The organism is Enterobacter cancerogenus (genome assembly GCF_019047785.1).
Taxonomy (GTDB): Bacteria; Pseudomonadota; Gammaproteobacteria; order Enterobacterales; family Enterobacteriaceae; genus Enterobacter; species Enterobacter cancerogenus.
Map to the genome: position 1 here is coordinate 2092545 of NZ_CP077290.1, position 20089 is coordinate 2112633.

At 46.1% G+C, this 20089-nt stretch carries 17 protein-coding genes and 1 tRNA gene; 8 read left to right on the forward strand and 10 right to left on the reverse strand.

Annotated elements, in window-relative coordinates:
- Positions 1–78: 78 nt before the first annotated feature.
- The 5 genes from I6L58_RS09815 to I6L58_RS09835 all read right to left on the reverse strand — a co-directional run bounded on the left by I6L58_RS09815 (position 79) and on the right by I6L58_RS09835 (position 4199).
- Positions 79–489 carry an IrmA family protein gene (locus tag I6L58_RS09815; RefSeq protein WP_230586359.1) on the reverse strand — a complete coding sequence of 137 codons (411 nt, stop codon included), beginning with the start codon at positions 487–489 and terminating at the stop codon, positions 79–81.
- A gap of 182 nt (positions 490–671) precedes the next feature.
- The gene (locus I6L58_RS09820; RefSeq protein WP_043018271.1) at positions 672–1319 is read right to left on the reverse strand and encodes a hypothetical protein; all 648 of its coding nucleotides are present in this window, start codon (positions 1317–1319) and stop codon (positions 672–674) included.
- A 5-nt stretch (positions 1320–1324) separates the two neighbouring features.
- A complete protein-coding gene (locus I6L58_RS09825) occupies positions 1325–2026 on the reverse strand; it encodes a WYL domain-containing protein (RefSeq protein WP_088208762.1) in 702 nt (233 codons plus the stop codon).
- Positions 2027–2238: 212 nt separating this feature from the next.
- Positions 2239–3114, reverse strand: coding sequence for a GTPase family protein (locus tag I6L58_RS09830; protein ID WP_088208761.1), 876 nt, complete (start codon positions 3112–3114; stop codon positions 2239–2241).
- A 134-nt stretch (positions 3115–3248) separates the two neighbouring features.
- Entirely contained in the window at positions 3249–4199 is a 951-nt protein-coding gene (locus I6L58_RS09835; protein ID WP_088208760.1) for a hypothetical protein, read from the reverse strand.
- A 645-nt stretch (positions 4200–4844) separates the two neighbouring features.
- Here I6L58_RS09835 and I6L58_RS09840 point away from each other — a divergent pair.
- From I6L58_RS09840 to I6L58_RS09875, 8 genes are all read left to right on the forward strand, one after another.
- The gene (locus I6L58_RS09840; protein ID WP_004186771.1) at positions 4845–5051 is read left to right on the forward strand and encodes a helix-turn-helix transcriptional regulator; all 207 of its coding nucleotides are present in this window, start codon (positions 4845–4847) and stop codon (positions 5049–5051) included.
- Positions 5052–5146: 95 nt separating this feature from the next.
- The gene (locus I6L58_RS09845; protein ID WP_088208759.1) at positions 5147–5743 is read left to right on the forward strand and encodes a hypothetical protein; all 597 of its coding nucleotides are present in this window, start codon (positions 5147–5149) and stop codon (positions 5741–5743) included.
- Between the two features lie 209 nt (positions 5744–5952).
- Positions 5953–6531, forward strand: coding sequence for a YagK/YfjJ domain-containing protein (locus I6L58_RS09850; RefSeq protein ID WP_088208758.1), 579 nt, complete (start codon positions 5953–5955; stop codon positions 6529–6531).
- Between the two features lie 260 nt (positions 6532–6791).
- Complete coding sequence (locus I6L58_RS09855) at positions 6792–8348, forward strand: type I restriction-modification system subunit M (RefSeq protein WP_088208757.1); 1557 nt, start codon at positions 6792–6794, stop codon at positions 8346–8348.
- Complete coding sequence (locus tag I6L58_RS09860; protein WP_088208756.1) at positions 8345–9514, forward strand: restriction endonuclease subunit S; 1170 nt, start codon at positions 8345–8347, stop codon at positions 9512–9514. Before I6L58_RS09855 ends, I6L58_RS09860 begins: the two co-directional genes overlap by 4 nt.
- Position 9515: 1 nt before the next feature.
- A complete protein-coding gene (locus I6L58_RS09865; protein WP_088208755.1) occupies positions 9516–10694 on the forward strand; it encodes an ATP-binding protein in 1179 nt (392 codons plus the stop codon).
- Positions 10687–13809 carry an HsdR family type I site-specific deoxyribonuclease gene (locus tag I6L58_RS09870; protein ID WP_088208754.1) on the forward strand — a complete coding sequence of 1041 codons (3123 nt, stop codon included), beginning with the start codon at positions 10687–10689 and terminating at the stop codon, positions 13807–13809. The genes I6L58_RS09865 and I6L58_RS09870 overlap by 8 nt, the downstream gene beginning before the upstream one ends.
- Positions 13810–13992: 183 nt before the next feature.
- Positions 13993–14895: an HNH endonuclease gene (locus tag I6L58_RS09875; RefSeq protein WP_088208753.1), complete on the forward strand. Its 903-nt coding sequence runs from the start codon at positions 13993–13995 to the stop codon at positions 14893–14895.
- A gap of 872 nt (positions 14896–15767) precedes the next feature.
- Here I6L58_RS09875 and I6L58_RS09880 read toward each other — a convergent pair.
- The 5 genes from I6L58_RS09880 to miaE form a co-directional block, all read right to left on the reverse strand.
- Complete coding sequence (locus I6L58_RS09880; RefSeq protein ID WP_088208752.1) at positions 15768–16700, reverse strand: COG2958 family protein; 933 nt, start codon at positions 16698–16700, stop codon at positions 15768–15770.
- 231 nt (positions 16701–16931) lie between these two features.
- Positions 16932–18188 (reverse strand): tyrosine-type recombinase/integrase, encoded by a 1257-nt coding sequence (locus I6L58_RS09885; protein ID WP_088208751.1) that lies wholly within the window; start codon positions 18186–18188, stop codon positions 16932–16934.
- 186 nt (positions 18189–18374) lie between these two features.
- Positions 18375–18459, reverse strand: a tRNA-Leu gene (locus tag I6L58_RS09890).
- Between the two features lie 106 nt (positions 18460–18565).
- Positions 18566–19288 carry a topoisomerase II gene (locus I6L58_RS09895; RefSeq protein WP_088208750.1) on the reverse strand — a complete coding sequence of 241 codons (723 nt, stop codon included), beginning with the start codon at positions 19286–19288 and terminating at the stop codon, positions 18566–18568.
- Positions 19289–19318: 30 nt separating this feature from the next.
- Positions 19319–20077, reverse strand: coding sequence for a tRNA isopentenyl-2-thiomethyl-A-37 hydroxylase MiaE (gene miaE, locus I6L58_RS09900; protein ID WP_088208749.1), 759 nt, complete (start codon positions 20075–20077; stop codon positions 19319–19321).
- Between the last annotated feature and the right edge of the window lie 12 nt (positions 20078–20089).

Here is a 20089-nt window from a genome sequence, read left to right on the forward strand (position 1 = left end):
AAAGGCCATGCTTCCCGAAGGAGGCATGGCCTGATGTTGTTGTGAGTCTGAGGTCTGGCAGATTTAAGTCTAAGCCAGTTATGATGCCTTATTCATAGCAACCGATACTGACAGTGGCTGATAATACTGTGGATCGAAAACGGACAGTGGCAGCCTAGCCTGATGGCCGTTGCGCTCTTCGGTCGCCTTCATGATTTCAACAGCGCTGACGTTTTCGACACATTCATGTTCAAGAAAAGCTTCCTGAGAACGAGTAGCATCACTGTCGCCAAAGGGGGCAACGTCCATTGTTCCCGTCGCCAGCGTGTTGCCCGCCTTGTCTTTCAGCCCCAGCGAAACAGACAGCTGGCCAAACCCCACACCGCTTCCACCATTATCCAGACGGAACTGATACACACAGATATTACCGGGAGTCCACACGGTATCGGTGTTGCGGATACTGATATAGCGTTGTTCATCTGCGTAAGCGGATGACGGATGGCACAGCATTAAAACGACAATGGCAGGTAAGGTTTTAGCAAATCGGCTGACGAGTGGCATGATTTTGCTGTAAGTAGGTTTTGCCCATACCCTTACTATCGTGAAAGAAGGTATATCTATATCTTTCTGACAATCCTTTTCCATCGTTCTTTTCCTTTAGTGGCATTTGGGACGTGGCTTTTGGGAAGTGTTCAGCAGTTGCCTGTGCGACGACACAATTCCGCTAAGCTTTGCTGTGCGACCCATTGCTGTAGTTTCCGATCCTCGTCCGAGCGCTTAGCCGCCAATGTGGCTTGCTGTTGTTTATTAACACAATTATCTGGCATCACCATAATGACTTTTGGGGCTATCTGTTGTCTGACTTTTGCAATCTTAGCCTTAAGAACAGCATCCGTATCTTGGGGTGCAGACCAATCGGGGTATATAAGAGCATCGATAGCCTTATCACGTACCGAAGCTTGGTTATCAATAACGGCAAAGTAGCAGCCTTCTCCTTTATCATCTCCCTGATAAACCGTTTCAATATCGTTGTAGGTTTCACCGACAGGATTCAGTTTTAGTTGACGAATAGTGTGGGTTTTCTTATCGGCCAGGAAAATTGCACCACCACCACGGGTACGTAGCAAAAACTGCTTCGTCCACGGGTAGTTATCAATAACATTGGCCTGGTAGAGCATATTGTGCAGCGTATTGTCATCCATGCCATCAGCTGATTTCCAGCCGTCAGCCTGCATGTACTCCCAGGCTTTGACAGAACCGACGATATTGCCAGCGTCAGCCGGAAAAACTGCACTTAGACAAATGCTGGTAGCCAGCAATGTAGTGGTAAGTAATTTCATCGTGGTTATTCCTTCTGAGGTATAAGCCCGCCGTCAGTTGCGACAAGCAATGAATGGAAAAAGCGAAAGTGGGGTAAAGCCTGAAGAAGATCCGGGTGAGAGAGGATATCGCGCATCGCTATATCAGGAGCGAAGCTGCCGTTGTGGAGCGTGACTGCACGAATATCCGTCAAGGGAAATACTGCTATCCGGGTCTGATGCTCGCCTGTCAGATACCACTCGCCGTCACGCAGAACCAGCCGATAGGGAGCGAGGCCTGCACAGCGGTAACCGTTACCGAGCAGCGTCACCTTTCGATGTTCTGATACCGCGCTCACCAACCGAGTGAATACGCCTGATTCTGGGGATGAAACCTGGGCTGTTCCCTGCCAGATAAGGCAAGGAGACTCTCCTGATCCGCTCAACAGTGAACTGACCAGATGGTTATCCATATCAGGAAACAGAGCTTCAACGCCTGACTGACGGGCAAATTTCATCACCGCTAACTCTCTCTGGCGGCTACCGGATAGCAAGCGGCATCGGCCTTTGCGATACTCCAGATCCAGGTACATCAGACGTTCCCGAAAGTCCCGGCGTAGAGTTCGAACCGACACACCAAATTCAGTTGCCAGCGCTCGTAAATCCAGTGTTTCTCCAGCTACCAGGCGGCTGATAATTAACGATAGTCGGACGGCAAGCCGGTCATGACGACGTTCAACCTGAACCATGAGGCAGGTTCTCCAGTGATATAATTAGCTGAAAATAAAACGATTATTCTAACGAGGGGGAGGGACAGGGAATGGACACCAGAAGACGTATTTTTTACAGTTGCCAAAATCAACCGTGACGGGGCGTAAAGGGAAAACTGTCGAAATTCAGCAGATTATAAAACATCAGAACGGACAGGGTATGTCCCGAAGATAATGGCAGGTAAGCCAAGTCAGAAGAAAATCCAGTCCCAAACGGCGCGAGCAGCGGATACTACGGCATCGCGGACAGTGCGAATAACTGCTTTCAGTGGCGCGGGAATAAATGATGCCGCTTCCGCAGAATCAAATACCTCCCCGACCGCATTACCAAAGCCCTCACGAGCCTGCTTTTTTACCGGCTCACTGCATAACCTCCCATGCAGTTGTGTCGCCAATGGGCTGGTGGCTCGGTCTGGCAGGCAGCACATCATCGTTTCTATCATTGATGGGAGATTCCATTCTGTTCTCGCTGAGACAGCGCACACCGGATGGTGTGGTGAGAATAACTGGCGAATAGACGCCAGTCTGGCCTCGATATTCACCAACTGATGCGGGGATGGTGCATTGCTGGTGACAAACCATTCATTGCATGGCTCGATTTTGTCAGCCTGGTTAACGACAAACAGAAACAGTTGCTGGTAGCCAGTCATCACTCGCCGGTAGAAGCGTTCATCCACAGAGAAGGCTCGATCATCGGCTTTGATAACCCACAGGATGAGATCCAACTCAGGGAGAATATTGCGATATAGAGATTCATATTCTTTATCCCGTTGCTCGCTCTCGCCTACTCCGGGTAGGTCTATTAGTATCAGGCTATGGTCACCACTGCTCAGACGCAATCGCAGTACGTCACGGGTGCAGGCGTGGACATCACTGATGGGCGTAACCTCACCCTGGAAAAGCGCATTACAGAGAGATGATTTTCCCGCGCCTGTTTTGCCCATGATCCCGATGACTGGTTCGTAGTGAGTGAGTTTTTGAACATGGTCAAGAATATGTCTGCCAATGGCATGGGGGAGTGACGCTAGTGGCTTTTCAATGGCCATTAGCACTTCTGATTTTTTCATTAAACTACCTCAGACAGAAAAAACAAAACCCCCGAGCCAGGAAGGCGTCGGAGGTGATTCACTGCGATAATATCTGTCTGAAATTATTTGGAATGATGTGCAAACAAGTGTCCTACATCACATCTGATTTTACACTATACAGGTTTCAACATGCTCAAGCGTGATAACTCATTGTCGATAAGAAATTTGAGTGTCTCATCTAGCGTCATGCTTTTACTTTCAGCAATCTGGCCCAGCCTTTTTTGGTATAATTTGTTCAATTTCAAAGAGGGATGCGTATCTTTTATCTTTTTCCTACGGGATTTTTGTTCCCAAGCTTTACTCAGTTCTTCGAGCAATATTTCTTTGTGGCTTAAAGTACTTGCACCACCCAATCCATAAGAAATGAATTTCCCATCCTTTCTTCTTTTATTTTCTTTCAGATAACCTAGTTGCTCGTCACTCCACCCTTTCCAGTTATCAAAGATAGCAATAATAAAATGGTAGCGTTGCTCACAGGAAATAGGTTTGGTATCAATAGAAATATATTTCTTTCTCATTTGCTCCCAAACCCATAAACATTGCTCTTCATTATTCTTATCCAGCCATGAAAATGCTCTAGGGAACTGATTGCTGGCATTAGCCCAAGCCCTCATGACTTCCGTGATAGCCTGGTCTGCTTCCCTCGTCGATTGGTGCATACTCAAAATGACATCGATTATTTTTTCCATTACATCTGGGATAACATCCGTATTCGTTACCCTAGAGAAGTCTAATCCATTAGCTTGTTCACATTTTGGTGGGGGAAAATTCAGATCCAAGTCCTGCAGATTTATGTCTAAATCCTGGAAGTTTATCTCGCCTTTATTATTTATTTTTCCCGTATTTTGAGGGGATATGACCACATCGGGGGCATGGACATGAAACTGTGGCATATCGAGCTTTGTTCGGATGTTCATACTGGCGAGTGCTACGGTTTTGTTCGCTAGTAAACGAAAGAGAAAGAAATGCATCGCCCTTGGGTTTTTCCTCAACCACTTTAGGCGACTTGCCTGTCGCAGTCTCTTTTTTCGCATTTCCCGTTCATCGAATTCATACCCCTCCACGATACCTCTCCTACCCTAGAATGGTTGTTTTCCATCATTTCACTCAAGAGTAAAAGAAGACAATTCAGATGTAAACCATACTTTTTCTGAAGGGAAGAATGATATAAAAACCGTGCAATAACGTAGTAAAAGTGTAGTGCTCAATTTCGGTTGAGATAAAAATATCAATAAGTTAGGCATGACACCTAGCCTTTTCCGCATCAAGAATACAGTATTCTACTTACAACCCACGAAGAAACCTACCCCATGGTGTTCTGCACAAAAATCGTAGCCAAATTCAGCAGGCACGTCCTTCTACCATTAACTCGATTGACTGCTCAGAAACTGCCAAGGAAAGAAGTGGATGCTTTATTCACTCCCGCAGTAAACGACCTTTGACATGCAATGAAAAAATTTCCCTTAGTGCAGTGCTCAATGGCAGCCAAGAAATTGGTATGGAGTAGCATTCAGAGAACTCAGTAGCTGATAACTGGCGGTTCGTTATGATACAGCACTTAGGGACTCAGTTTTCCTCTAGGCCGGTAGTGACATAGAGGTCAATGGCCTTCAACTTTTTTACAGATTACCGGGTTGGTATGCCGAAGCACGTGGTCGTTATCAAACATCACGAGTCCGGCTTACCTTTCTTAACCGGAGAATCGAATAATGAACACCCATCTTTCTCTTTTAGAAGACCAGTTTGTCAATATGGCATATATCACCAGTCTGACTGGTTTAACAGACAAGTGGTTCTATAAGCTAATTAAAGATGATGTTTTCCCAAAACCAATAAAAATGGGTCGTAGCTCCCGCTGGCTAAAAAGCGAAGTTGAAGCCTGGCTCCAAGAACGTATTAACCAATCCCGTAAATAACCTCAATCCGAACTAAAGCTGCAGTACGAAGATAATTATCCGGCTCCCCGGAGATTTTCTGCTGCCTGTAATTTAAGCCAGAAGGAATATGAACGATGAAAGACTATAAACCGCGTTACGAAGAACTTCAAAAATGCTACCAGACTTGGTTGACAGATTTTACGAAGCTGACAGTCAGGCAGGGAATGTGCCATCAGAATATATATCACTACCATAGCCTGACGGTTGGCTGTCTTAAATTCCCTGGAGAAGAAGCTGTTATTGCTATTGTGCCTCACTGGTTACACCGGATTATTTACGGAAAAGCAGCGGCGGCATCATTATCGATAGATGATGACCTGTGCGTAAGCTTATTAACGCAGGAACACCTGTTGGCCCACCATCCCATGCTTGAAGGCGTTCTGCTTTCCGAATGTGTCCGTTTAAAACAGCGTTCACTGGCAAATAAGCTCACCAGTCTGTTTCAGCAGTTTAGAGGGACTGAGCTCCGTCTCAAGCTTGTATGGCTATGCTGGTACGATTTGATGTTGGGGAATTGTCTTGCTGATTGGGTTGAAAGTTTAAAATTCAAAACAAGCGAGGAAGTAAATAACTGGATTAATGACCGGCAGGCTGAGAACCATATGCTTACCAGCAGGATGGATGAGTACGTCTGCTTTGCCTACCGCACTGTACTCGATACGCTGATTTGAGCCTCAAGCCTTGTTCTGTAAGGGCTAAGAAATGTTCAGAGAGTTAAAATTAATATCGGTTAATTAATATAATTAATAGGCACTCCCTTTTTATATTCCTCTTAAGCCTGTCTACAGGTCTGCCCATTAATAATCCATCCCTCAGCTTATTGCCGGGGGATTACCCTCCTCTACATGGCTGCTCCAAGCAGCGGTCAGGAAATAACCCTATGAATATTGAACGATCCTGGACATCAGACTGGTTTCTGGAGTCTGTCTTGAACTGGCATACGGATAGTATGATCAACCGGTATGCTTGCCTGCGGGCTATTCGAATAGACCTGTTCTACAAAAATGGAACGCCTAGATATGCACAACCGGGACATCACCAACTGGAACTGGATATTCAATTATTAATGAAAAACATGATGAGTCTGCGAGCCGTAGTAGGTTATTTCTGGGTCATAGAGTGGACTGAGGATCACCGCTACCACGCCCACGCAGTTTTCTGGTTAGATGGTAATAGGACCCAGATAACCTATCCATGGGCTGCGAAAGCGGGCGAGCTATGGAGCAACATTACAGATAGGGAAGGCTGGCATCACCGTTGCGAATACAAGGAACACTATCGAGCAAATATCAATGTCCCTGTTCACTACAACGATCCTGGAAGTATTACCAACATACGGCAGGTACTCGCCTATATGACAAAAATCCAGCAGAAGGAGGGGTTGCTACTCCACGGCTGCAATGAAGTACCTGAGCGTCCACTGACAGGTCGTCCACGACTTCCCCTGCAACTTAACTGAACAGGTATGTAGGTTTATCTGCTGCAGGATACGCTCTAATGCCCAATGAGGCAGACCAGAAAACGATTGCTGCAGCACAGCAAATAATCAAATTTTACTAATGCACACAGATAGAGGTAACTGGCATAGCCTTTCTGCCATCGTGAAACCACTTATCGGAAGAGCCATAATTGGATCTGATATAGATGCAGTCGTTGTGAACAAATTGCGGTAAAATCTCGTCAACAGCAGTTGCTAAGAATCGAACACAGGATAAAAAAATGACAAGCTTTCAACAGCGTGCAGAACTACATCGCCAAATCTGGGCTATCGCCAACGATGTCAGAGGCTCGGTAGATGGATGGGACTTTAAGCAGTATGTCCTTGGTGCACTTTTCTACCGCTTTATCAGTGAAAACTTCTCCAGTTACATCGAAGCCGGTGATGACAGCATCCACTATGCTGCGCTGGATGACAGTATCATTACCGATGACATCAAAGATGATGCCATCAAAACCAAAGGCTATTTCATTTACCCGAGCCAGCTATTCTGCAACGTTGCAGCTAAAGCCAATACCAACGACAGGCTGAATGCTGATTTAAACAGCATTTTTGTCGCCATTGAAAGTTCAGCTTATGGCTATCCATCTGAAGCCGATATCAAAGGCCTGTTTGCTGATTTTGACACCACCAGTAACCGTCTAGGTAACACTGTAAAAGACAAAAATGGCCGTCTGGCTGCCGTTCTGAAAGGTGTTGAAGGTTTAAAACTGGGTAACTTTAATGACCACCAGATTGACTTGTTCGGTGATGCGTACGAGTTTCTGATTTCTAACTATGCTGCGAATGCCGGTAAGTCAGGCGGGGAATTCTTCACGCCACAGCATGTCTCTAAGCTGATTGCTCAACTGGCAATGCACGGTCAGACACACGTCAACAAAATCTACGACCCGGCAGCAGGCTCGGGCTCACTGCTGCTGCAGGCGAAGAAACATTTTGATAACCACATCATCGAAGAAGGCTTTTTTGGTCAGGAAATCAACCATACGACGTTCAACCTGGCGCGTATGAACATGTTTCTGCACAATATCAACTACGACAAATTTGATATCAGGTTGGGCAATACCCTGACTGAACCACACTTTGGCGACGAAAAGCCGTTTGATGCGATTGTTTCTAACCCGCCTTATTCGGTGAAATGGATTGGCAGTGACGATCCGACTTTGATTAACGATGAGCGTTTTGCTCCGGCAGGTGTACTGGCTCCAAAATCAAAAGCTGACTTTGCGTTTGTGCTTCATGCGCTGAACTATCTTTCCGCCAAAGGCCGGGCGGCGATTGTCTGCTTCCCGGGGATCTTCTACCGTGGCGGCGCAGAGCAGAAAATCCGCCAGTATCTGGTTGATAACAACTATGTTGAGACGGTGATTTCTCTCGCACCGAACTTGTTCTTCGGCACCACCATTGCCGTCAATATTCTTGTTCTGTCAAAGCACAAAACCGATACCAGCGTGCAATTTATTGATGCCAGTGGGCTATTTAAGAAAGAAACCAATAACAACATTCTCACCGATGCCCATATAGCTCAGATCATGCAGGTGTTCAGCAGCAAATCAGATGTTGACCATCTGGCAAAATCAGTGCCCTTTGAAAGCGTGGCCGGGAATGAATACAACCTTTCTGTCAGCAGCTACGTGGAAGCGAAAGACACCCGTGAAATCGTCGATATTACGGAACTGAATGCTGAGTTGAAAACTACCGTCAGCAAAATCGACCAGTTACGCAAAGATATTGATACGATTGTGGCAGAGATTAAAGGGTGTGAGGTGCATGAATGAGCGAGATAAGTTATCTGGAAAAGCTGTTGGATGGGGCTGATGTTGAGTGGCTGTCGCTAGGGAAAATACTTGTACGAACGAAAGGGACTAAAATAACAGCTGGACAGATGAAGGTGCTTCACAAAGACAACGCTCCGCTCAAAATTTTCGCAGGAGGCAAAACTGTTGCGTTTGTTGATTATAAAGACATACCGGAAAAAGATATAAATAGAAAGCCATCTATCATTGTTAAATCTCGTGGTGTGATTGAATTTGAGTTTTACGACAAGCCATTCTCACATAAAAATGAGATGTGGTCATACCACTCCAAAAATGAAACCATTAACATCAAATATATCTATTATTTTTTGAAAATGAATGAAGCGTACTTTCAAAAAATTGGGGGCAAGATGCAGATGCCACAAATTTCAACTCCAGATACTGATAAATTTAGAGTACCAATCCCCTGCCCAGCCAACCCGGAAAAGTCCCTCGCCATCCAGTCTGCAATTGTCAGGATTCTGGATAAATTTACTGCCCTTACCGCTGAGCTTACCGCTGAGCTTAGCATGCGTAAAAAGCAGTACAACTACTATCGTGACCAGTTGCTGAGTTTTGATGATGGTGGAGCTGAGTGGAAAACATTAGGAGAGTTGGCAGAGAATCTTGACTCCAAAAGAAAGCCAATCACTAGTGGTTTGAGGGAAGCAGGGAACATACCTTATTACGGTGCATCAGGGATTGTCGATTATGTAAAAGATTATATTTTCGAAGGCGACTTTCTATTAGTATCTGAAGATGGCGCAAACCTGTTGGCTCGCAATACTCCGATAGCGTTCAGTATCAGTGGTAAGACTTGGGTGAACAATCATGCTCATGTGCTTAAATTCGATACCTATGCAGAAAGAAGATACGTTGAGTACTATCTGAATAGTATTGACTTAACAACCTATATTTCAGGTGCTGCACAACCTAAGCTGAATAAGAAAAACTTAGAGAGCATCCGTATCCCAAATCCGTCGCCAGAAGAAAAAGAGAGGATCGTTTCAATCCTCGATAAGTTTGATGCATTAACAAACTCCATCACTGAAGGCCTTCCTCGCGAAATCGAGCTACGCCAGAAGCAGTACGAATATTATCGGGACATGTTATTTAGCTTCCCGAAACAGGAAGTGGCAGAGGCGTGACATGGGCAAAACACTCTCGGAAATAGCTCAACAGCTTAGTACGCCTCAGAAAGTCAAGAAGACTGTTCACAAAGAAGTTGAAGCGACCAGGGCCGTGCCAAAGGTGCAGTTAATCTATGCTTTCAATGGCACGGGGAAGACACGTCTTTCCTGTGATTTCAAGCAACTGATTGCGCCCAAAGTCATTAACGGAGAAGGTGAAGAGTCCGAGTTGTCGCATAAAAAGATCCTCTATTACAATGCCTTCACCGAGGACTTGTTCTATTGGGATAACGATCTGCAAGAAGACGCAGAACCGAAGCTGAAGGTGCAGCCGAATTCCTATACAAACTGGTTGCTGAAATTGCTCAAAGATTTGGGACAGGATGGCAATATCGTCCGTTATTTCCAGCGCTATGCAAACGACAAGCTATCGCCACACTTCAATCCAGATTTTACTGAAGTTACTTTTTCCATGGAGCGCGGCAACGATGAACGTTCCGCCCACATCAAGTTATCAAAAGGTGAAGAAAGCAACTTCATCTGGAGTGTATTTTACACTCTACTGGATCAAGTCGTCACAATTCTCAATGTCGCCGATCCGGATGCGCGCGAGACCCACGAATTTGATCAAATTGAATATATATTCATTGATGATCCCGTCAGCTCTCTTGATGATAACCATTTGATTGAACTGGCGGTTAATCTTGCGGGGCTGATCAAATCCAGTGAATCCGATTTGAAGTTCATTATCACGACACATAGCCCAATCTTTTATAATGTACTTTTCAATGAGTTGAACGGTAAAGCTTGCTACATGTTGGAGAGTTTTGAGGATGGTACATTTTCCCTCGCAGAAAAATATGGCGACTCTAACAAGAGTTTTTCCTACCATCTCCACCTAAAGCAAACAATCGAACAGGCAATTGCTGTCAACAAAGTTGAAAGATATCACTTCACGTTACTGCGCAATCTTTATGAGAAAACGGCCAGCTTTCTGGGCTACCCTAAATGGTCTGAACTCTTGCCTGACGACAAGCAGCTTTATCTGAGCAGAATCATCAATTTCACTAGCCACAGCACGCTATCGAATGAAGCCGTTGCAGAGCCAACGCCAGCTGAGAAAGCGACTGTCAAACTGTTGCTCGATCACTTGAAGAACAACTGTGGCTTCTGGCAGCAGGAACAAAAAAATGGTTGATTGCACCAAGCCAATTGCTGAGTCCAATAATTTTATCATTTTGGACAAATACAACCCGGACTGGAAGATTACTGAGAGCTACCAGAGCGAAGGTGATCTGGAGCGTGAGCTGATTCAGGATTTAGTTAACCAGGGCTATCAATACCTGCCAACCCTGAACAATACCAAAGCTATGCTCGCTAATGTCAGGGAACAGTTGCAAACCCTTAATAATGTAGAGTTCCTAGAGGCTGAATGGCGTCGCTTTGTGGAAACCTGGATGGACAAGCCCAGCGATGGCGTTGTCGAAAAGGCCCGCAAGATTCATGATGATTATGTTCATGATTTCGTCTTCGACGATGGCCGTATTCAGAATATCTATCTGCTGGATAAAAAAAACATCCTTCGCAATAAAGTGCAGGTCATCAAGCAGTTTGAACAAGCAGGCACGCACGCCAATCGCTACGATGTCACCATTCTGGTCAATGGCCTGCCGCTGGTACAAATTGAGTTGAAAAAACGCGGTGTAGCGATTCGTGAAGCTTTTAACCAGATACACCGTTACAGCAAGGAAAGCTTTAACAGTGACAATTCGCTGTTTAAATACCTGCAACTGTTTGTCATTTCCAACGGTACCGATACCCGTTACTTTGCCAATACCACTAAACGAGACAAGAACAGTTTCGATTTTACCATGAACTGGGCGAAGTCTGATAACGCGCTGATTAAAGACCTGAAGGACTTTACTGCCACTTTTTTCCAGAAGCATACCCTGCTCAAGGTGCTGTTTAACTACAGTGTGTTTGACAGTAGCCAGACGCTGCTGGTGATGCGCCCCTATCAGATTGCTGCCACTGAGCGAATTATATGGAAAATTAACAGTTCCTTTAAAGCAAAGAACTGGTCAAAACCGGAAAGCGGGGGGTTTATCTGGCACACCACCGGATCAGGTAAAACCCTGACCAGCTTTAAGGCCGCTCGTCTGGCAACCGAACTGGACTTTATTGATAAAGTCTTCTTTGTCGTGGACAGAAAAGACCTCGATTACCAGACAATGAAAGAGTATCAACGCTTCTCGCCGGACAGCGTTAATGGTTCTGACAATACTGCAGGCCTTAAACGAAATCTGGATAAAAATGATAATAAAATAATCGTCACAACGATTCAGAAGCTGAATAACCTGATGAAAGCGGAAGCCGACTTACCGGTCTTTCAACAACAGGTCGTCTTCATCTTCGATGAGTGCCACCGCAGCCAGTTCGGTGAAGCACAGAAGAACCTAAAAAAGAAATTCAAACGTTTTTACCAGTTCGGTTTTACCGGTACCCCGATTTTTGCCGGTAAAAATGCTTTAGGCGCAGAAGATACAAAAAGCGTCTTCGGCGTGGAGCTACATTCTTACATCATCACCGATGCCATTCGTGATGAAAAAGTACTGAAATTTAAAGTCGATTACAATGATGTCCGACCGCAGTTTAAAGCATTAGAAACCGAAACTGATGAGAGAAAACTCAATGCAGCTGAAAATAGACAGGCCCTGCTTCACCCAATGCGAATTCGCGAAGTTACGCACTATATCCTGAAAAACTTCCGCCAAAAAACGCACCGAGCGTTTTCCGGTGCAACAGGTTTTAATGCTATGTTTGCCGTCAGCAGTGTAGATGCAGCAAAAGCTTACTACGAAGCCTTCAAAAACATCCAGCAGGCAGCCCTCGAGCAGGATAACCACTACAAACCATTGACTGTTGCCACTATCTTTTCTTATGCCGCCAATGAAGAGCAGGATGCAGTCGGGGATATTAGCGATGAAAGCTTTGATGTTACCGCCATGAACAGCAGTGCTCGGGAGTTTCTGGAATCGGCTATTAGAGATTATAACTCCACTTTTAAAACCAACTTCAGTACCGATGGAATCAGTTTTCAAAACTACTACCGTGATCTTGCGAAACGGGTTAAGGGGCAAGAAGTTGATCTGCTGATAGTAGTCGGTATGTTCTTGACTGGCTTTGATGCCCCAGCGCTCAATACGTTATTTGTGGACAAGAACCTGCGCTACCACGGGCTGATGCAGGCATTTTCCCGCACTAACCGGATTTACAATGCAACCAAGACCTTTGGGAACATTGTTACCTTCCGTGACTTAGAACAGGCGACCATCGATGCCATCACTCTGTTCGGAAAAAGCAATACCCGAAGCGTGGTGATGGAAAAAAGTTACGCCGAATATATGGACGGCTTTACGGACAGTTTAACCGGCGAGGCGAGACGCGGTTTTATGGATATCGTAACCGAACTGGAGACTCGCTTTCCAAACCCTGCAGGTATCGAATCCGAAAAAGAGAAAAAGGCTTTCGTCAAATTGTTCGGAGAATACCTGCGAGCAGAGAACGTACTGCAAAACTATGATGAATTTACCACGCTGAAAGCCTTGCAAACCGTTGACCTCAGCGATCCAGTCGCTACAGAAGCGTTTAAAGCGGAACATTATCTGGACGATGAGCAATTCGCTGAGCTACAGATAATTCGCTTACCGACTGAGCGTAAAATTCAGGACTATCGTTCAAGTTACAACGATATCCGCGAGTGGCAGCGCCGTGAACGTGAGGCTAATGAAAAAGACAACAGCACGGTTGACTGGGATGATGTGGTCTTTGAGGTGGATTTGCTAAAGTCGCAGGAGATTAACCTCGATTATATTCTTGGACTAATTTACGACTACCACCAAAAGAATACCGATAAAGCAACAATGAAAGATGAAGTGAAACGGTTAATCCGCGCAAGTGTAGGCAACCGGGCAAAAGAAGGGTTGATAGTTAATTTTATCGAACAGACGAATCTCAATGATATGCCGAGCAAAGAGAGCATTATTGAAGCTTTCTATACCTTTGCCCAGCAGGCTCAACAACTTGAAGCTGAAGCCTTGATCAAGGAGGAAAACCTGAATGATGAGGCTGCCAGACGTTATATCAGAAACTCGCTGAAGCGAGAGTATGCAACGGAAAACGGCACGGCACTGAATGATACGCTGCCTAAACTCAGTCCGTTAAACCCTCAATACAAAACAAAAAAACAAACAGTCTTTCAAAAGATAAGTGCCTTTATTGAGAAGTTTAAAGGTGTAGGCGGACAGTTTTAGATTTAGCCGCAAGGGGGATCGCGAGGCCTCCCTTACGGAGTTATTTCATCTAACTCACCTAAATACCAAAGATTCTTGAACACAAGTGCGGGGAACTAAATTGGGTGTACTTACAGTGGACCTAAACTAATTAGCAAGATTAAAATGGAAGGTAATCCATTCGATTAGTTAGGTAAACGTGTTATGCCCATTAGCCAAAGAGTAAAACGGATTGTTTGGGTCAGAGATGGTGGCTGCTGCGCAATTTGCAGGGAAAGGCTCCTAGTAGAAGACGAAAATGGACTATCATCTCAGTTTATTGGAGAGGTGGCTCATATTGTTGCAGAGCAGCCAGAAGGCCCAAGAGGAGATTCACCACTGAATCTTAAGCAAAGGAATCATGAATCAAACTTGTTACTTCTTTGTTGTAATCATCACACAGAAATTGACTCTGGGGTAGACAATTTCCCTATAGAGCGTCTTCATAAACTCCAACGAGAGCATCTCCTTTGGTTAGAAGAAAAATTTAAAGTTGAAAATCCCTGGAAGACCAGATTACATAATTTTTACTATCTAAATATTCCAAGGCTGTTGACCCTAGCCGCTCACGCAGGCATTAAAGTTGATCTGTCTGAATACAGTAAAATTATTGCATTACACGAGTTAGGATGGAATTTAAATTACCTGATGATGGCATTTGAAAATCTCTTTAAAAAGATAGAGGTAAAAGCCATTACTGCTGAAAAGCTAGTAGAGCTTGGAAATCAGGCCAGGGGGGCAATTGTTGCCTTCGATCAGCAATTCCGCACAAAGAATATAGAGATGCCCAGTTCTTTAGGCGCATATGCACAGGCTATTCGTGGGGATGCTTCGAAAGATCCGCAAATCTACACCTCTTTTTCAGGGATAAAGGCAACGCTTATTATTGATCCTCGCTGGGTTACTACTACAACTGCTTTTGTCCAATTCCGACCTTCAGGTGGGCGTGGGAATTTTGCTGGATTAGGTATTGTTAATCATATTGATCAGTCTCGTATCAGCATTACACCATTGGTGGTTGGATTACCTTCTAACCCCTTTATTGAAACGTTGTATGGCCCAATATAATTCTTAAATTAGGTCTTATCTTTTGGGTAAGGCCTAATTTTCGTTATATCGGAGTAGATAAAGCATATTCTTAGCCATAGTCCACAGAGCGCAGAGCCCAATTGAGCTTTATATCACCATCGTTACCTTTCACTGCACGGGTATTTTCCTCTGGTTGTTCTGAACACCCCACTACCCGATATAAATCTCAGTTAGTAATATTTTTTTGCCACATTGCAGATGTGTAATTTATTAACTAGCAATCGCAAAAATAAGTGATGTTTTTTAAATGCAGATTCCGATGAATCCGACCACTGATTCCGACGCTCAGGATCACTGCTTTTGACGTTATGAGAATTAAGTTTTTGTGCCTCTACGAGCGCCAGCTTTTGAGAAGGGATGATGCTTATTTTTACCCATCTGTTAAGGGGGTTCCACAGCGCCAAAATATGGAATCTCTTCTCAACCCTTTACCAGAGCGGATAAGGGCTGGCAGTGGATATCAGGGAGCTTGTTTTATCCCATTTTGAGGCACTTTACTGATGTGATCTTGGTGACTGGAATCGGTGATCTTGGCGTCGGAATCCATGATCGGAACAAATCGGAATCGGCGATCCTGAGTTCGGAATCAGTGATCGCCACAAATCGGAATGGGTGATCGGTTTGCGTCGGAATACGCATTAAAAGAACAGTTTTGGTAAACTACCCCCATTTGTATAAATTTATTCTATTGCATTTGGTGAGCACGCACACGCTCACCTTTATCATATTTACTATCCCATCAATTCGCGGAAAGAACTTTTAAATCTTACTAATTCTAAATATCTCGCTGTTCATCCATTCACATTAAGCCTATTTCGCAATTATATTTCTTATTGAAACATTAGAGCGAATTATCTATTCCAGAGCGCTTTGTGTATTTTTCCTGTCTGGTGATAATCGGAAACCAGATCGATAAACTCTTTAAAATCCTTGTTCTCTACCACCAAGCGGTTGACGGATTGCCAATCAATACTGGTTCGCTCTCGTGCAGGAATCAGAGTTTGGCTATTACCGGGATCTTGCGGATTAAGAAGGATCACGCCAATACCATGCAATGCACACAACATCTGCAGTTCTCTTTCTACGCCACGCTGCTTATCTTCATTTATTTCGGTCGCGACGAGATAACCAAAATGGGCCCAGCTTGAATTGCTCACAGCTTGGAAGAAACATTCTCGAACATTGCTACGGTTAAGCTGACGTTTTACTTCAAAAGACCACAGACGGGTTAAACGCCCTTCGCTATACCGTACACAGTTTTGCACGACGCTATCCCAACCTTTATCGAGAGGCTGCAATGCAACAATATCAGGATAAAGCCAATGGTTTGCCCCAAGACCTTTGTTATTGCTTGAACGCTTTTCATCGATACGACGGCAAAGTAATTCTTCTTCCTCAGAAAGGTACTCAATCAAAAGCGGGTAAAGAGCATGCTCAGAAAAAGCTACCGTCTCAGCAGACGGAGTCGGAGCAATATCAAAAGATGACTCTTGTTGCACGCCATTGTCGATTTCCTTACCCCAGTAATAAAGTCTGGGCCGAGGTTTGTCACGCGTCATAACCTGAGGACACATCGCTTTTGCCTGAACTGTTCTGCTCCCACCGACTTCAGCAGCTATTTGACTCAAGAAATCTTCATCACTGGCGAATCTAGGATTTTGACGCTTTACAGCAAGCTCTGCGCCATAGTAATCAATGATTTTTTGGGCAAGCTGACGGGCTGTAAATTGCTCATCAGGATTAGCCTGAAGAACATTAATAATCATCTGTGGGCGACTAGTCATGGCTCCTGCCTTTGATGTAACAGTAAGAACGCTTCTATCTGAATGAATGGCTAAATCTCAGATGCTGCTTTTCTGATGAAACAGTGTAAAACTACCTATCACTTGAACCAAGCTTACAATATGATTTTTTGGCATTGAACAACAGATTTCATTACAAAAACGAGCACCGCATCAGAAGCCATGTTAAAGAAAAAATAAGGTATGTCAGACACATACCTTAAATACATCTAATCATTCCATGCTTAATTTGGCAAAATCAAACGGACTCACCGCCTTCTCACGATTCGCATCAAGAAAATCAGCCCACCACTGCAGCATCAGTCTGCGCTCATCCAGATGCTCGGCCTTATGAATATAAGCCGCACGCACAGAGTTACGCTCCATATGGCTCATCTGCCGTTCAACCGCATCCCTTGACCACAATCCCGATTCTATCAACGAGCTACATGCCATCGTCCTGAAACCATGCCCACAAACCTCTATCTTAGTGTCATAACCCATAACGCGCAGAGCCTTGTTTACCGTATTTTCACTCATCGGTTTACGATGGTCGTGATCGCCAATGAAAACAAAATCGCGATCGCCACTAAGTTTGTGCACCTGTTTAAGGATTGCTAACGCCTGACGAGATAACGGCACCAAATGAGGTGTACGCATTTTTGAGCCGCGTTGGGAGTGCTTTATCCCTTCGATAGCCTCGCGCTCTGCGGGTATCGTCCACATTGATGTTTCAAAATCGATCTCAGACCAACGAGCAAAACGCAATTCGCTGGAGCGGATGAAGACAAGGAGGGTTAACTCAACGGCAAGACGAGTCAAAGGCCTGCCGGTATAGTTATCAATGCGCTGAAGCAGTTCGGGAATACGTCTCAACTCTAGCGCAGGCCTATGCTGCCGGTTACTTGAAGCAACAGCACCGACCATCTCCTGTGCCGGGTTATAATCAAGCAAACCACTCTGTACGGCATAACGCATAATTGCCGTAGTTCGCTGTTGCAGTCGTGACGCGACCTCAAGACGTCCAGACATCTCTACGGCTTTTATCGGGGCTAACAAATCCCGTGTTTTAAGTTCGGCTATATTACGTTTGCCAATAGCTGGAAAGAGATTGTCCTCCAGGCTTTTCAGCACTCGTCGGCTATGTTCTTCCGACCACTTTTTATTTGTGGCATGCCATTCAACAGCTAGCTGTTCGAAAGTACGCGCCTCTTCCAACTCAACCTTATCATTTTTCTTTTTGTCTCCCGGATCAATGCTGTTTGCCAAAAGCTTACGAGCTTCTTCACGGCGAGCCCTTGCATCAGCGAGTGACACGTCAGGGTAAACCCCCAGAGCCAGCATCTTTTGCTTTCCGCCAAATCGGTACTGCAAACGCCAGTACTTAGAGCCATTTGGATGAACAAGAAGGTGCATACCGTTGCCATCAGTAAGCTTGTATTGCTTCTCCATTGGCTTGGCTGTTCTGACTTTGATATCTGTTAGAGCCATGCTTATCCCCTCCCTGTTGGTACAAGCATTATCGAACCAGAAATACCATCATCTGTACCAACATCTGTTGGTAGATGTACGTTGAAGTCGGTTGACCTTGAGAGAGTTACTATAGCGGGAAAGATAGGTAAATACTGGATTTCAGGCACAAAAAAAGACGTCCGTTGACGTCTATTGATGTTCCGATGGTGCCGAAGGCCGGACTCGAACCGGCACGTATTTCTACGGTTGATTTTGAATCAACTGCGTCTACCGATTTCGCCACTTCGGCACTGAAGGGGATGCGGAAACGTTGTGGATTATACCTGTCGCGCGCCGCCATGCAAGCGGCGACGCGCTAAACCCGCGCTAAGTGCCCAAAAAACCAGCGCCCTTCGTCACTCCAGCTCAGACACTGCCAGCCGAATCACGCCTGCCGCCTTCTGCTCCGGCAGCGCCAGCACCTTCGCCCACATCTCCTGCACCATATCGCAGGAGAGCTTCTCTTTGCCCGCCGCCTTCTCCGGCATCTGCAACAGCTGGATGTCCTCGCCGTACTTATCGGCAAGTTGCTTCATAATCGGTCGCACATCCTCGACGGCCGCCTCGCGTTCGGCCGGTGTCACGGTGTGGCGGTTTTTGCCGTAGGCCGCGCGCATCATGTCGGCGTCGGCCTGCATGCGCCGCGCCATCAGGTCTTTATCCAGCATGCGCATCGGGTTCACGCCGCCCTTCACCGCCGGGTAGAGGAAGCGGAAGCAGGCGTCGTCGCTCACCTTCTGGATGGCGGCGGTCTGCTCCATGTTGATGGTCATGTAGTTCACCACGTTGGCGTCCGGGGCGTTTTGCAGGCGCGACATCTGCAGATGCAGGATCTGCGGCTGGATGGTGTCGATAATCTGCTGCTCCGGCTCGCCCGCTTTTTGCAGGGCGGCCATCTGGTCGAGGATGCGCTGATGCAGCGCGGGCTCCTGCTCCTTAATCACCTGCCAAGCGGGCATCGCGTTAAGGGCAGCATCCATCTGCTGTTCCGGCGCGCGCTGCCTGTCGAAGAACACCCAGAACGCCACGGCGGCGGCCACCACCACAACAATTATGCTACGGGTCCACGTTTTATTCATCTCGCATCCTTATACTTGCGTTATGCCGGTTTACACCGGCACGCCGCTGTGGAAGCGAAACTCGTGGTCCGGTGTCGTGATAAGTGTGGCTTCAATTTCACCAAAATGCTGTATGCGCGGTGAGATATCGTTATCACTCACCTGTTGGGCAAGTGCCAGATAGTCCTGATAATGCCGCGCTTCGGAGCGCAGCAGTGAGAGATAGAACTTCTGCAGATCGTCGTCGAGGAACGGGGCCAGCGCGGCGAAGCGTTCGCAGGAGCGGGCTTCAATGTACGCCCCGCAGATAAGCTTGTCGATCAGCGTCAGCGGTTCGTGGGTGCGTACTTCTTTCAGCATCCCTTTGGCGTAGCGGCTGGCGGTGATTTTGACGTAAGGAATGTTGCGGGCCAGCATCGCCTCGCGCACCTGCCAGAAGTGGTGCAGCTCCTCTTTAATCAGCAGCACCATGCTGTCGATGAGCGCCTGTCCCCACGGATCGTCGGTTTTGGGCATCACGCTTTTGCCAATCTGCTTGTGCAGGGCGATGAAATCGGGTTCCGGGCCGTCGCGGAAGGTGAACAGTTCGTAGGGTTTGAGCCAGTCGAGCAACGCGTCGGCACCGCTTTCGTCGGCGACGTATTTGCGCACCAGCAACAGTGCAGTCTGGGCGGCCTTCAGCTCGCACACCATGTGATCGGTGAGGAGCAGCGGCAGGTTTGCCGGGTCGCGGGCTTTATCAATCCATGCTTGCGGAGTCGGGCACTGGAGGAAGTTGAGTACGGGGGCGAGTATCTGCGGGTAATCCATGGTTCTGCCTTG

Coding starts and splice junctions, on each gene's coding strand:
- miaE (WP_088208749.1), bottom strand. CDS start 20,077: ATGGATTACCCGCAGATACTCGCCCCCGTACTCAACTTCCTCCAGTGC.
- I6L58_RS09820 (WP_043018271.1), bottom strand. CDS start 1,319: ATGAAATTACTTACCACTACATTGCTGGCTACCAGCATTTGTCTAAGT.
- I6L58_RS09875 (WP_088208753.1), top strand. CDS start 13,993: ATGCCCATTAGCCAAAGAGTAAAACGGATTGTTTGGGTCAGAGATGGT.
- I6L58_RS09840 (WP_004186771.1), top strand. CDS start 4,845: ATGAACACCCATCTTTCTCTTTTAGAAGACCAGTTTGTCAATATGGCA.
- I6L58_RS09815 (WP_230586359.1), bottom strand. CDS start 489: ATGCTGTGCCATCCGTCATCCGCTTACGCAGATGAACAACGCTATATC.
- I6L58_RS09850 (WP_088208758.1), top strand. CDS start 5,953: ATGAATATTGAACGATCCTGGACATCAGACTGGTTTCTGGAGTCTGTC.
- I6L58_RS09845 (WP_088208759.1), top strand. CDS start 5,147: ATGAAAGACTATAAACCGCGTTACGAAGAACTTCAAAAATGCTACCAG.
- I6L58_RS09830 (WP_088208761.1), bottom strand. CDS start 3,114: ATGAAAAAATCAGAAGTGCTAATGGCCATTGAAAAGCCACTAGCGTCA.
- I6L58_RS09865 (WP_088208755.1), top strand. CDS start 9,516: ATGGGCAAAACACTCTCGGAAATAGCTCAACAGCTTAGTACGCCTCAG.
- I6L58_RS09870 (WP_088208754.1), top strand. CDS start 10,687: ATGGTTGATTGCACCAAGCCAATTGCTGAGTCCAATAATTTTATCATT.
- I6L58_RS09855 (WP_088208757.1), top strand. CDS start 6,792: ATGACAAGCTTTCAACAGCGTGCAGAACTACATCGCCAAATCTGGGCT.
- I6L58_RS09880 (WP_088208752.1), bottom strand. CDS start 16,700: ATGACTAGTCGCCCACAGATGATTATTAATGTTCTTCAGGCTAATCCT.
- I6L58_RS09860 (WP_088208756.1), top strand. CDS start 8,345: ATGAGCGAGATAAGTTATCTGGAAAAGCTGTTGGATGGGGCTGATGTT.
- I6L58_RS09885 (WP_088208751.1), bottom strand. CDS start 18,188: ATGGCTCTAACAGATATCAAAGTCAGAACAGCCAAGCCAATGGAGAAG.
- I6L58_RS09895 (WP_088208750.1), bottom strand. CDS start 19,288: ATGAATAAAACGTGGACCCGTAGCATAATTGTTGTGGTGGTGGCCGCC.
- I6L58_RS09825 (WP_088208762.1), bottom strand. CDS start 2,026: ATGGTTCAGGTTGAACGTCGTCATGACCGGCTTGCCGTCCGACTATCG.